Genomic DNA, 14,143 nt, shown 5'->3' with positions numbered 1-14,143 from the left:
AAATAAAAGTATAAATAATAAATATTTACTTAGGCAATATCAGTATTATATAATTCAATTAATTAAGGGAATATATTACATATTTGCAATGTATAGTGAGAATTTTGCTAAGAGAGGTTAATATGAGTAATTTATTAGAAGATTTTAAAATTGGGCTTGTACTTTCTGGAGGAGGGGCTAAGGGATCTTATGAAGCAGGAGTTTTTAAAACATTATGGGAATTAGATTTAATAGATAATGTGAAAGTTATATCTGGAACTTCTGTAGGATCTGTGAATGCGTTGCTATTTGCAATGAATGATAGAAAAATTATAAAAGATAGCTGGAGTAGTATAACTTATTCTAGATTTATAAAGTTACAAGAAAAAACTAGAAATAAAAAAATATCTGAATTTATTAAGAATATAGCTCATGGAAATTATGAGAGCAGTATGATAGAGCAGATAAAAAATAATGATATAGGACTTTTATCACAAATAGGTATAGAAAATTTTATAAGGGAATATGTAAATATAGATACGATAAATGTGCATAATAGAGATATTTATGCATGCGCATATAATATAGATAAAGAAAGAGCGGAGTACTTTAAATTAAATGACTATAGTAATGAAGAAATACTGAATATAGTTTTAGCATCTTGTGCTATACCAATAATTTTTAGCCCTATTAAAATTAAAGATGATAGATATGCAGATGGAGGTATTAAGTCGCCAGAATACTCTAAAAATAATGTTGATAATATTCCAATAACTCCATTAAAAAACTATGATTGTGATTTAATTATTGTTGTAGGTTTATCTAATAAGGATAACGTAAGTAAGGAAGGATTCGACAAAAATAAAATTATAGAAGTATATCCATCTAAAAAAATAGAATTAGTTAATGGCTCAGGAAGCTTGATGATAAATAAAAGCAAGATGCTTGATAATATTGAATTAGGATATAGAGATTCTATGATTAAATTAGCTCCTTTAATTGTTAAGATTATTAAAGAAAAGTATAGTAGAGAAAAAAATAATACAAAGGAATAGCATTTTTTAATACTATCCCTTTAATTGTTATTACATTGATATTGATAATTATAAAAGTGATAGAAGTTAAAATATAAGAAGGTCTTCATAAAAAATTATTTTTGATTATAGCTTAATAGCAAGGGATTCTGATAAGAGTCCCTTTTTTGCATCATAATATAATCATAAAAATAAGTTATATAGTAGTTAAAATTTATTTAGATAAAAATAAGGTAATTAAATTAAATAAGGTGATTTATTGCATATTTATATAGTATGGAGTAGTTACTAAAAAATATATTAAGTAACTACAAGGGAGGGGGATAAGGTGTATTGTGTAATACAAGAAATAGGGCTTAAGAAAGAAAATACTTATGGAGAATACAAAGAACTTGAGGCATATTATACATCATCAGCTACATATGGAGTTGATGTTGGATATTATGAATATAGATATACAGGGGGGAGATTTAAAAGACCTATAAAAAAAGCTTATAAGATAAGTATCCATAAGAGTTATAGAGAAGCTGGTAAGGTTAAAAAGAAGCAATGGAGTATATGTACTATTGAATATTATGATATTGCCACTGATTCTGATATGTGGATAGGTGATTATTGCGATTTAAATAAGAAAATTGAGGCAATAGGGGTAACAGAAGAAGAGCTTTGTAAAATGGTATATAATAAGCTGAATTCATTAGTTGAAAGAATAGAACGGGAATATAAGAAAACGAAAGAATACGAAATTCATAAGAAACATGAAAAAATAATCAATAAATATATAAAAGATAAAACAAATTTTGAAGAAAAATATGGAAGGTATTCTTATGATAAGTGCTATGATGTTTTTGGTGTACTTAGAAATAATGAAATGCTAGATAATATTAAGAAGCAATATGAAGAATCTAAAGAACAGCAGCGTAGTTACTATGAAAATTTTAAAAGTAACTACAATAGTTATAATTCAAGTAGTAGTTATCAGAAAAATAAACATAGTAACTACAGTGAAGAGGATAGAGACAAGTATAAAAAAATATATAAAACTTTAGCAAAAGTATATCATCCAGATATAGCGAAAGATGATGGAGAAATGATGAAAGTAGTTAATAAGCTTAAAGTGGAATGGGGGATATAGTAGTTACTTAATATATTTATGTAGTAACTACACTAGAGTACCTTGATGTGAATAGTTTTAAAAATATTGTATGATGAAATAAATATAAAGGCAAAAATTAAAGATATACGTAACAATAAAATAGTATATAGTAGATTTTATGGATTAGAATGTATATAAGAACCATGACAAGGATATTAGTTTTAATAGTTAAATATTATCGAGTGGTTTTTACTTTAAATTAAAAGTGATAAAAATATAAAAATGGCTTTATCAAAAGGTATTCAAACCTAGTGATAAAGCCATTTCTTACAATTATTGGTGCCGGCAGAGGGAATCGAACCCTCACGGTTTCCCGCATGATTTTGAGTCATGTGCGTCTGCCAGTTCCGCCATGCCGACTGACTACAAAAGCTATTATATCAGAAGTGGATTAAAATAGCAAGTAGTAAAATTTAATGGAATGAAAGGGAAATTTTTTATAATATTATGTTGTTTGAGATTTGGACATCTGTTATTATATAGGTAGGATAAATTTGCCCATGGTGGGATGGGCTTTGTCCCGATTACTTGTAGTCTACATATTTTAAAAGGTGTTCATAAGCCAATAGGACTATAGCAATCTATAATTAGGGAGGAGATATAATATGATGTATTCAAGAGAAGTGGAAGAAATGTGCGTTGTTGCTAAGGGACCAAATCATGGACCTGCACCAATTCCTGTTGAAGGAAGATGGGTACAAGCTAAAGAGGTAAAAGACATTTCAGGATTAACTCACGGAGTGGGCTGGTGTGCACCTCAACAAGGAGCTTGTAAATTAACTTTAAATGTTAAAGATGGAATAATCGAAGAAGCATTAGTTGAAACAATTGGATGTTCAGGTATGACTCATTCAGCTGCTATGGCTTCAGAAATATTACCAGGAAAGACTATATTAGAGGCATTAAATACAGATTTAGTTTGTGATGCAATTAATACAGCAATGAGAGAATTATTCCTTCAAATAGTTTATGGAAGAAGCCAAACTGCTTTTTCAGAAGGTGGACTACCTATAGGAGCTGGACTTGAAGATTTAGGAAAGGGACTTAGATCACAAGTTGGTACTATGTATGGAACAGTTGCAAAGGGAACAAGATACCTAGAAATGGCAGAAGGTTATGTAACTAAGATTGCTTTAGATACAAACAATGAGATTATTGGATACAGATTCGTTCACTTAGGAAAGATGATGGAAATGGTTGCTAAGGGAATGGATGCTAATGAAGCTATGGAAAAAGCTACAGGACAATACGGTAGATTTGACGAAGCAGTTAAAGTTATCGATCCAAGACACGAATAGTTTGAAGGGGGAAAAGTATTATGCCATTATTTGAAAGTTATGAAAGAAGAATTAATCAAATCATTCCTGTATTAGAAAAGTACGGAATGACTAAAATAGAAGATGCAAAAACAGTTTGTGATGAAAAAGGTATAGATGTTTACGATATCGTAAAATCAACTCAACCAATTGCTTTTGAAAATGCTATGTGGGCTTATACTTTAGGTGCTGCTATAGCTATTAAAAAAGGATGTGTAAAAGCTGCAGATGCTGCTGAAGCCATCGGAGAAGGATTACAAGCTTTCTGTATCCCAGGCTCAGTTGCAGATGATAGAAAAGTTGGTTTAGGACATGGTAACTTAGGAGCTATGCTTTTAAGAGAAGAAACTAAATGTTTTGCTTTCTTAGCAGGACACGAAAGTTTTGCAGCAGCAGAAGGTGCTATAAAAATAGCTGAAAAAGCTAATAAAGTAAGAAAAGAACCATTAAGAGTTATATTAAATGGTTTAGGAAAAGATGCTGCATATATTATATCAAGAATAAATGGATTTACTTATGTTGAAACAAACTTTGATTTCTTCACAGGTAAATTAGAAATAGTTAGAGAAGTTCCATATTCAAATGGACCAAGAGCTAAAGTTAAATGTTATGGAGCAAATGATGTTAGAGAAGGTGTTGCTATAATGCATCATGAAGGAGTTGACGTATCAATCACTGGTAACTCAACTAACCCTACAAGATTCCAACATCCAGTTGCTGGAACATACAAAAAGGAATGTGTTGATCAAGGAAAGAAATACTTCTCAGTAGCATCTGGTGGTGGTACAGGAAGAACTCTTCACCCAGATAACATGGCAGCAGGTCCAGCTTCATATGGTATGACAGATACAATGGGAAGAATGCACTCAGATGCACAATTTGCAGGCTCTTCTTCAGTTCCAGCTCACGTTGAAATGATGGGATTAATTGGAATGGGAAATAATCCAATGGTTGGAGCTACTGTTGCAGTTGCTGTTGCTATAGAAGAAGCAATGAAATAATAAAATAATACACTGGAAATAATAAAATTAAGATTGTGGTAATTATGAAGAGAAACCTTTATTATTACCACAATCTTTTTTTTATTTGCATTCGAAGGCCTGTATTATAATTATTATCTATAAGTAAAAGAAAAATTCATTTTTTATAAAATAAAAGGAAATAATATTTATTAACAGAGAGAAGAAGTTATCTTTGATAATAAAATACAATTATAAATTAACGAATTATAATGCTAAAAAAAATGATAAAAATATACATATGTAAATATTATCACAGAAAATAATTATAAATAAATAAAAAATATTCGTTTAATACTTGGATTTTATTTTGAAATGGTGTATTATAGTTCATGGATTTATAAAATAATACGAAAGAGGGATAAAATGAAAAAAGAATCAAAAGCTAATCAAATTATCGATAGATATTTTGGGATAACAGAAAGTGGATCTAATATAAAAAGAGAAATGTTGGCAGGAATAACTACGTTTATGACAATGGCGTATATATTAATTGTTAATCCTTCTATTCTTTCACAAGCTGGAATGGATAGTGGAGCTGTATTCACAGCAACAGCATTAGCAGCTGTTATATCAACTTTAATCATGGGATTATATGCTAAGCTTCCATTTGCTCAGGCACCAGGTATGGGATTAAATGCTTTCTTTGCATTTACAATTGTAATAGGAATGGGATATTCATTCCAATTTGCTTTAACAGCTGCATTCTTAGAAGGTATAATATTCATTTTACTTACTGTGTTTAATGTTCGTGAAGCTATAGTAGACTCTATACCGGCAAATATTAAAAAAGCAATTTCAGTAGGTATAGGCATATTTATTGCGCTTATAGGTTTAGAAGGAGCAGGTGTTATTGTTAAAGGTGAAGGGACATTAGTTTCACTTGGAGATATAACAAAGGGGCCAGCTTTATTAGCAGTTATTGGTATAGTTATAACTGGGATATTAATGGCTAAAAACGTAAAGGGTGCTTTATTTTTAGGTATGATAATAACAGCAATTATAGGAATTCCAATGGGAATTACAAACATACCTGATGCAATTATAAGTGCACCACCTTCAATTAGTTCTGTATTTATGAAATTTGAATGGAATAACATATTTTCTTTAGACATGTTAATAGTTTTATTTACATTATTATTTATGGATATGTTTGATACAATTGGAACATTAGTTGGAGTTGCTACAAAAGCAAAAATGTTAGATAGTAATGGTAAAGTTCCAAATATTAAAAAAGCACTTCTTTCAGATGCAGTTGGAACAACATTAGGAGCTTGTCTAGGAACTAGTACTGTAAGCACATTTGTTGAAAGTGCATCAGGAGTTGCTGAAGGCGGAAGAACTGGATTAACAGCAGTTTCAACGGCAATTATGTTTATATTAGCATTATTCTTTGCACCATTATTTGGAGTAATTACGCCAGCAGTAACATGTTGTGCATTAGTTTTAGTAGGGTTATTTATGCTAGAGCCAATAAAAGAAATAGATTTAGAAGATTGGACAGAAGCTTTACCAGCATTTTTAACTATCATAATGATGCCATTAGCTTATAGTATTTCAGATGGGATGGTATTTGGTGTTTTATCTTACATAATACTTAAAGTATTTACTGGAAAATATAAGGATATTACTATACCAACTATAGTAGTAGGAATAATATTTGTTCTAAAATTTTTAATATAAATTTACATTATAATTATATAGAATTTAAGAAAAAGCTTAGGAATATTTAAATTTATTCCTAAGCTTTTATTAGTTACAATTTAAATAATAAAAATTGTAAAATAAATAAAAAAATGGTATATTAGATAATGCTTAAATTGAATAGATAGTATGGGAGATAATTATGGAGAATAATGATGCTAAAAAAGAAAGAACTGAGGATTTAAAAGTTAGGATAATTGCAGGGGTAATTATTATGCTTATTATATCAGGATATTATTTATATGCAATTAACTATACAACTAGAGGTATGATAAATAATTTTCTAAATAAAAGAGAAGGGAAGATATTAAATAATGAATTTAGTGAAAAAATTAAATCAGCTAACCTTTCAACAGATTATACAGTAGAACAAGCAATGAATGATATTGAAACTCTAGAATTAAACACAATAAATTTACCAATTGTTATAAATATAGATGATATAGATTCAAGTACTATGGATGTAGATGGCAATAGTTTGGAAAGAGCGAAGTTAATTTTAAAAGAGCTTAAAGGAAAAAAGATAAATGTAATATTAGAGCCCTATCCATGGATTGCAAATGGGAGTAAATATGAAACTGATTACAATCCTTCGGATAAAGAAAGCTTCTTTTTAAATTGGAAGCAAAATGTATTAAAGCCTATAATAGATGAAATAGCTATTCCTTATAGAGTTGATGCAATAAATATTGCTACAGGGTTTACAAATCTAGAAGGAATGGAAAATGAATTTTGCGATATGATTGATTTTACAAGAGAGTATTATAAAGGATTAATTACTTATAGGACAAGCTTTTGGACAACAGCTAATTGGGATGATGAAGTTACAAAAAATCAAGTGGATGAGTTAAATAAAAAATATAATGAGAAATTAAATAATAAGATATTTTCAAAGGTGGACTTTATATCTATTGCTTCATATTTTGAGCTAACTGATAACGATATAAACACTGTTGATAATATTGAAAAAGCACTGATTTCATCTCAAAGATACAATAGAAAACAAGAAATTAAGGAACAGGTTGAAAATTTTTATGATAAGTGGAATAAACCAATTTTCTTTGGAGAACTAGGATTTCCTAAAACTACTAAAGCAACAGTTGAGCCATGGAATCCATATCTTTCAAAAGAAATAAATATGCAAGAACAAGCAAATGGTTTTGAAGCATACAGAAGAATTTATGAGGCAGAACCATGGTTTTTAGGTTTTTCACTTTTTGCAGTAGGTAACAAAGAAGGCGATAAGATGTATTATCCAAGTGAAGAGACAGTAAATGTTATAAATAGATGGTTTGAATTGGAATAAAATATAAAATATTTAATAAGACTTTTACATTTTGTAATATGATAAGAATTTTTAGGGAATTGTAATAATATATTATAAATGGATAATAAAATGTTTAATATTATCAATAAAATATTAAAAAAATGCTAATATAATAAAAAAATCTAGATGAATAAAATATTTTTTATTGTAGGAATATATTGCTGTTGGTAAAATGATTATGGATTAATATTTTTATTAATACCCGAAAGTTTAAGGAGGCGCGTTATGGGAGAAGACGCTAAAAAGATTAGGTGGTACAACTTAGCATTAATGGCATTTGTATCAGTTTGGGGATTTGGAAATGTGGTAAATAACTTTGCAAATCAAGGCTTAACTGTAGTTGTATCATGGATATTAATAATTGGTTTATATTTTGTTCCTTATGCTTTAATGGTTGGTGAATTAGGTTCAACTTTTAAAGATGGAAAAGGAGGAGTAAGCACATGGATTAGACAAACTATGGGACCAACTTTAGCATATTTTGCTGGGTGGACTTATTGGGTAGTACATGTACCTTACTTAGCTCAAAAGCCTCAGGCTGTTTTAATAGCACTTGGATGGGCTGTAAAACAAGATGGAACTTTTATAAGCAATATGAATACGCTTGTAGCACAAAGTTTAACACTTGTAGTATTTTTAGCATTTTTATGGGTAGCATCTAGAGGTATTACATCTCTAAAGAAAATTGGTACTATTGCAGGTACTTCAGTTTTTGTAATGTCTATGCTATACATATTATTAATGGTAGCAGCACCTGCTATAAGAGGAGTAGAAATAGCTACAACAAATATAACATGGGAATCAATTATACCTAATTTTGACTTTACATACTTTACAACATTATCAATGCTAGTTTTTGCAGTTGGAGGCGCTGAAAAAATATCTCCATATGTAAATAATATGAGTAAACCTAGTAAGGAATTTCCAAGAGGGATGATAGTACTAGCTGCTATGGTTGCTGTTTCAGCTTTACTTGGATCAATGGCTATGGCAATGATGTTTGATTCCAACAATATCCCAAAGGATTTATTGATGAATGGTCAATACTATGCATTTAAGATGTTAGGTGAATATTATGGATTAGGAAATTTATTTTTAATAGTTTATGCAATAGCAAATATGCTTGCACAAATATCAGCATTAGTATTTTCAATAGATGCACCACTTAAGGTTTTAATTGGAGATGCTGATGAAAACTATATACCAAGAAAATTAACTAAGACTAATAAATACGGTGCTCCTATAAATGGATATGCTATGACTGCTATATTAGTTGGTATATTAATTATGGTTCCAGCATTAGGTATTGGTGATATGAATGCATTATTCGATTGGTTATTAAAACTTAATTCAGTAGTAATGCCATTAAGATATTTATGGGTATTCTTAGCGTTTATAATGCTTAAAAAGCTTTCAGATAAGTTTAATTCAGATTATAAATTTGTAAGAAATAATAAAGTAGCTTTAGGATTTGGAATTTGGTGCTTTATATTTACAGCATTTGCCTGTGTAATGGGTATATTCCCAAAAGGAGTTGAAACATATTCAGGTGAATGGTGGTTCCAAATTTCTCTTACTGTAATAACAATACTTGTATTATTAGGTTTAGGAGCTATTTTACCTAAAATTGCAAAGAAAGATAAAAATACATCAAAATAATAATAAGAGTTATAATAAACCTTTTAAAGAAATAAGAAATATCTCTTATTGAAAAAGTTTTTTTCTTATGGTATAATACCTTTATTGTAGCGAAAACTAACAATATAAAATAAAGAGGTAGGTTTATTATGAGTAGTGGATTAAAAACAGGATTGTACTTAGTAGGCGGAGTTTTAATAATTGGATTGGTTTCAGCTTTAGCTATCCAACTTTTGGTATGGATATTACCTTTTATAATAGTTTTATATATAGTATTTAAGATAAAAGGATACTTTGATAGTAAAAGGAGGAAGAAATCAACCAATAATAGTTATAGCTACGAGACTAAATCAAACTTAAATAATGATTATTCAAATCGTGTTGATGATTCTGTTGGAGAAGTAATTGATGTAGAATATGAAGATTTAAATAAATAATTTATTATGGAACTCAGCAATTGCTGAGTTCTTCTATTTATGAGAAAGGGGTTTAAACCATGAATTTTAGGAAACTTAAGATATTTTATGAAACTGCTAAACACTTAAATATGACAAAAGTAGCAAAGGAAATGTATATAAGTCAACCTTCAATTAGTCAAAGCATAAATGAATTGGAAGCAGAGCTTGGTGTAAAGCTGTTTGATAGAATAGGTAAAAAATTATTTTTAACTCATGAAGGAGAGGTTTTTTTAAATTATACAAGAAGAATTTTAAATTTATATGATGAAGGGTTTAAAAGTTTAAGAGAATTTACAGATAATAAAAAAGGTAAGATTATTATTGGAGCAAGTACAACGATTGGAACATATATACTTCCTTATATAATTAAGGATTTTTCTAGTAAGTTTAGGGATATTGAAATATCTTTAATTATTGAAAATACAAAAAATATTGAAAATTTAATTTTAGAAAATAAAATAGATCTTGCATTTGTTGAAGGTGAAATCCATTCAGAAGAAATAATAAGAGAAGTTGAATGGAAGGATGAATTAGTATTTATTTGTGGAGATGAAAATGAATTAAAAAATTTACAAATAGTATCAGGAAAAATGTTAGAAGATCAAAAATTAATTATGAGAGAAGTAGGAAGTGGAACAAGAGAACACACAGAATTATTTTTTAAAAAGAATAAAATAAAATTTAATACTTTTTTAGAGTTAGGTAATACGGAAGCTATAAAAAGAACTGTTGAGGCAAATCTTGGAGTAGGATGTGTTTCATATAGAGTGATAGAGGAGCAAGTTAATGCAGGAAAATTATTTTATTTTAGACTTGAAGAAGGGAAAATTGAGAGAGATTTATATTTAATAATGCATAAAGATAAATTTATATCTAATAATATTAATATGTTTATAGAATATATAAGAGATAAAAGATAAAGGATATATAAGTAAATAGTTATTATAATAATAAAGTAATAATATTTTACCTTTAAGTAAATAACATCTATAATAAGGTCGTAACAAAGATATATAAAATTTATAGATTTTGAGGTGAGTACATAGTGAAAAAAGTAAAAAGCATATTACCTGGACTTATAATTTGCTTAATTATAGGTGTTATTTCAGAAGTATTAGGGAAAAAATTTTCTACAGTAGGAGCTGCAAGTTTTGCTATATTTATAGGTATAATAGTAGGAAATACAATATTTAAAGGAAATAAATATGATAATGGTACTAAATTTGCAGAAAAAGATCTTTTAAATTATTCTATAGTTCTTATGGGTGCGAATTTAAATCTAGGTGAGATATTAGGTCTTGGCTTTAATGGACTTATTTTTGTTATTTTACAAATGACATTAACAATTATAATAACATATTGGATAGGAAGAAAACTTAAATTTAATAGAAAATATTGTTTGCTTATGTCATCAGGAAATGCAGTTTGTGGTTCATCTGCAATAGGTGCAACAGCACCAGTTATAGATGCTGATGATTCTGATAAAGTAATATCTATAACAATAGTAAATGTTATAGGAACTATTTTAATGATTTTACTACCATTTATAACTGCGGCATTATATAATAATGAAACACTTCAAACATCAGCTATGATGGGGGGAATATTACAATCAGTAGGGCAAGTAATAGGTTCAGCGAAATTTGTTTCAGATGATGTTGTAAAATTAGCAACGGTATTTAAAATTATAAGAATAATATTATTAGTTGCAATTGTATTAGTTTTTGAAAAAATAGATTTATCTAAAGAATCTTCTGGTAATGAAGAATCAGAAATTAAAGTTAGTAAGGAAGAAAAAAAGGATAGTAGTAATGTAGCTAAAAAGAGAAAAATTAATATTCCATGGTTCATAAATGGTTTCTTTATAATTTGTATATTATATACTATAGGTGTTGTACCACAGTTTATATCTTCTATGTTTAAATGGATTAGTAGTAATTTTGAAATTATAGCATTAGCAGGAATAGGAATGAGAGTTAAAATAAATGATTTAATAAAAGAAGGGCCAAAAGCAATGTTATATGGAGGAGCAGTAGGAGTCAGTCAAATAATATTTGCTATAATATTAATAGCCATTTTCTTCTAGAAATAAATATTAAATAAAATAATAATCTGATACTAAAATTATAAATATTTTAGTATCAGATTTTTTATTTATTATAAATAACCTTAAATTATTTAAGTTATCATTTATTATTAAACATAGTAAATATTCTATGTAAATAGACACAATAATAAACTTAATTGTAAAAAATAAACTTATAATGTATAATTAGCTTATTAAAAATTAAATATTGGGGGGCTAAACATGAGTAAAATAAAGATGATAACACCATTAGTTGAAATGGATGGAGATGAAATGACGAGGATTCTATGGGGCATTATAAAAGATGAATTGTTAAATCCATTTATTGATTTAAAAACAGAGTACTATGATTTAGGATTAGAGTATAGAAATAAGACTAATGATAGTATTACTGTAGATGCAGCAGAAGCAATAAAAAAGTATGGTGTAGGAGTAAAATGTGCTACAATTACGCCTAATGCAGCAAGGGTCAAAGAATATAATTTAAAGGAAATGTGGAAAAGCCCTAATGGAACTATAAGAGCTATTTTAGATGGTACAGTTTTTAGAGCACCCATAATAATTGATTCTATAAAACCTTATGTGAGAACATGGAAAGAACCTATTACTATAGCAAGACATGCTTATGGAGACGTATATAGGGATATAGAAATGAAGATTGAAGAGAAGGGAAAAGTAGAATTAGTTTTTACTAATGAATCTGGAGAAGAGGTAAGAGAGCTTATCCATAACTTTGAGGGTGATGGGGTAGTTTTAGGAATGCATAATTTAAATAAATCTATAGAAAGTTTTGCTAGAAGTTGTTTTAACTTTGCAGTTGATACAAAGCAAGATTTATGGTTTGCATCAAAGGATACTATTTCCAAGAAATACGATCATACCTTTAAAGATATATTTCAAGATATATTTGATAAAGAATATAAAGAGAAGTTTAATGAGCTTAATATAGAGTATTTCTATACATTAATTGATGATGCAATAGCAAGAGTTATAAAATCAAAGGGAGGATACATATGGGCATGCAAAAACTATGATGGTGATGTTATGAGTGATATGGTGGCAACTGCTTTTGGGTCTCTTGCAATGATGACTTCAGTACTAGTTTCACCAGAAGGATATTATGAATATGAAGCAGCTCATGGAACTGTGCAAAGACATTATTACAATCATCTAGCAGGAAAAGAAACATCTACTAATTCTATAGCAACAATATTTGCTTGGTCAGGTGCATTAAGAAAAAGAGGAGAACTAGATAATTTAAATGAATTAGTAGAATTTGCAAATAAATTAGAAGAAGTATCTATAAAGACAATTAATGAAGGATATATGACAAAAGATTTGGCTCTTTTATCAGATTTAGAAGATATTACAGTAACTAATTCTTATGATTTTATAAAGCAAATAAGAATTAGATTAGAAGAGTTTTATAAAAATAAATAAAGAATAGTAGTATAAGCTGTCTAAATTTTTAGACAGCTACTGTTTTTTAGAAAATTAAGTGATATAATTTTATTATGGCAATTAATGGTTTTAAAATTGAATATTAGGAGAAGATTTATGAAGAAAAAAATAATTATAATTTCATCTATTGTTTTAGGAATAGTATTAATATGTTTAATAAGTATGTTTTTATTAACTAAAGCAACTCCCATAGAAGATGGAAGTTTAGAATGGATTAAGAATATTAAAATATCTCATAGAGGTCTACATAATAATAATGAAATACCTGAAAATTCTTTAAAAGCATTTAAAAATTCTATTGATGAAAATGTCGCTATAGAATTAGATGTTCAGTTAACTAAAGACAACAAAGTTGTTGTGTTTCATGATTATAATTTAGAGAGAATGACGGGATCAAATAAAAATTTAAATGAATTAGACTATATAGATATTTTAGATTTAAAACTCTTAAATACCAATGAATATATACCTACTTTAAATGAAGTTTTAGAACTTATAGATGGAAAAGTTCCATTACTTATTGAAATAAAAAATGAGGATAAAGTTGGAATCCTTGAAAGTGAAGTTTATAGTATAATAAAGGATTATAATGGAGATGTAGCTGTTCAAGCCTTTAATCCATTTGTTTTATCCTGGTTTAAAAAGAATGCTCCAGAAATACCTAGGGGACAATTAGCAGGATCTTTTGATGATTCTGATTTGCCTGGATACAAAAAGTTTGCATTGAGAAATTTACTTTTAAATTTCGAAAGTAAACCAGCTTTTATAGCATATGAAGTTGATTATTTGCCAAAAGCTGTAGTTAAATTTCAACGTAAAAGAAATGTTCCTATATTAGGATGGACTGTAAAAGCAACAACTGATTTAGAAAAAATAAAAGAAAATTGTGATAATATAATATACGAAGAATAATAAAAAAATAAGTCATTATTTAGAATAAAAATACCTAAATATCTTGAAAATAT

At 28.1% G+C, this 14,143-nt stretch carries 12 protein-coding genes and 1 tRNA gene; 12 read left to right on the top strand and 1 reads right to left on the bottom strand.

All coding sequences use genetic code 11. The features are described 5' to 3' along the window. Positions 1-122: 122 nt before the first annotated feature. Complete coding sequence (locus tag I2A75_RS09270) at positions 123-1,034, top strand: patatin-like phospholipase family protein (RefSeq protein ID WP_195264192.1); 912 nt, start codon at positions 123-125, stop codon at positions 1,032-1,034. Positions 1,035-1,341: 307 nt separating this feature from the next. After that, positions 1,342-2,148, top strand: a complete 807-nt coding sequence (locus tag I2A75_RS09265; protein ID WP_195264191.1) for a hypothetical protein — start codon at positions 1,342-1,344, stop codon at positions 2,146-2,148. A 298-nt stretch (positions 2,149-2,446) separates the two neighbouring features. On the opposite strand, the gene I2A75_RS09260 is transcribed toward I2A75_RS09265, so the two are convergent. Then, positions 2,447-2,529 (bottom strand) — tRNA-Leu (locus I2A75_RS09260). 245 nt (positions 2,530-2,774) lie between these two features. Here I2A75_RS09260 and I2A75_RS09255 point away from each other — a divergent pair. From I2A75_RS09255 to I2A75_RS09210, 10 genes are all read left to right on the top strand, one after another. Then, on the top strand, positions 2,775-3,467 hold the full coding sequence (locus I2A75_RS09255; protein ID WP_195264190.1) for an iron-sulfur cluster assembly scaffold protein: 693 nt from the start codon (positions 2,775-2,777) through the stop codon (positions 3,465-3,467). Between the two features lie 20 nt (positions 3,468-3,487). Beyond that, complete coding sequence (locus tag I2A75_RS09250) at positions 3,488-4,486, top strand: GGGtGRT protein (protein ID WP_008679645.1); 999 nt, start codon at positions 3,488-3,490, stop codon at positions 4,484-4,486. Between the two features lie 384 nt (positions 4,487-4,870). Then, a complete protein-coding gene (locus I2A75_RS09245) occupies positions 4,871-6,187 on the top strand; it encodes an NCS2 family permease (protein ID WP_195264189.1) in 1,317 nt (438 codons plus the stop codon). 163 nt (positions 6,188-6,350) lie between these two features. Then, positions 6,351-7,514 carry a hydrolase gene (locus tag I2A75_RS09240; RefSeq protein ID WP_243242123.1) on the top strand — a complete coding sequence of 388 codons (1,164 nt, stop codon included), beginning with the start codon at positions 6,351-6,353 and terminating at the stop codon, positions 7,512-7,514. 246 nt (positions 7,515-7,760) lie between these two features. Then, entirely contained in the window at positions 7,761-9,194 is a 1,434-nt protein-coding gene (locus tag I2A75_RS09235) for an amino acid permease (RefSeq protein WP_195264188.1), read from the top strand. A gap of 128 nt (positions 9,195-9,322) precedes the next feature. After that, a complete protein-coding gene (locus I2A75_RS09230; protein ID WP_195264187.1) occupies positions 9,323-9,610 on the top strand; it encodes a hypothetical protein in 288 nt (95 codons plus the stop codon). 59 nt (positions 9,611-9,669) lie between these two features. Next, entirely contained in the window at positions 9,670-10,551 is an 882-nt protein-coding gene (locus I2A75_RS09225) for a LysR family transcriptional regulator (protein WP_195264186.1), read from the top strand. Between the two features lie 122 nt (positions 10,552-10,673). After that, on the top strand, positions 10,674-11,717 hold the full coding sequence (locus tag I2A75_RS09220) for a putative sulfate exporter family transporter (protein WP_195264245.1): 1,044 nt from the start codon (positions 10,674-10,676) through the stop codon (positions 11,715-11,717). A 222-nt stretch (positions 11,718-11,939) separates the two neighbouring features. Beyond that, complete coding sequence (locus I2A75_RS09215; RefSeq protein WP_195264185.1) at positions 11,940-13,157, top strand: NADP-dependent isocitrate dehydrogenase; 1,218 nt, start codon at positions 11,940-11,942, stop codon at positions 13,155-13,157. Between the two features lie 117 nt (positions 13,158-13,274). Beyond that, positions 13,275-14,090, top strand: coding sequence for a glycerophosphodiester phosphodiesterase (locus I2A75_RS09210; RefSeq protein ID WP_195264184.1), 816 nt, complete (start codon positions 13,275-13,277; stop codon positions 14,088-14,090). The last annotated feature ends 53 nt before the right edge of the window (positions 14,091-14,143 follow it).

Origin of the sequence: Clostridium sp. 1001275B_160808_H3, assembly GCF_015550425.1 — a bacterium.
Classification (GTDB): Bacteria; Bacillota; Clostridia; order Clostridiales; family Clostridiaceae; genus Clostridium.
Note: the sequence above shows the minus strand (reverse complement) of the source record. Positions and strands in the feature narration are given on the sequence as shown.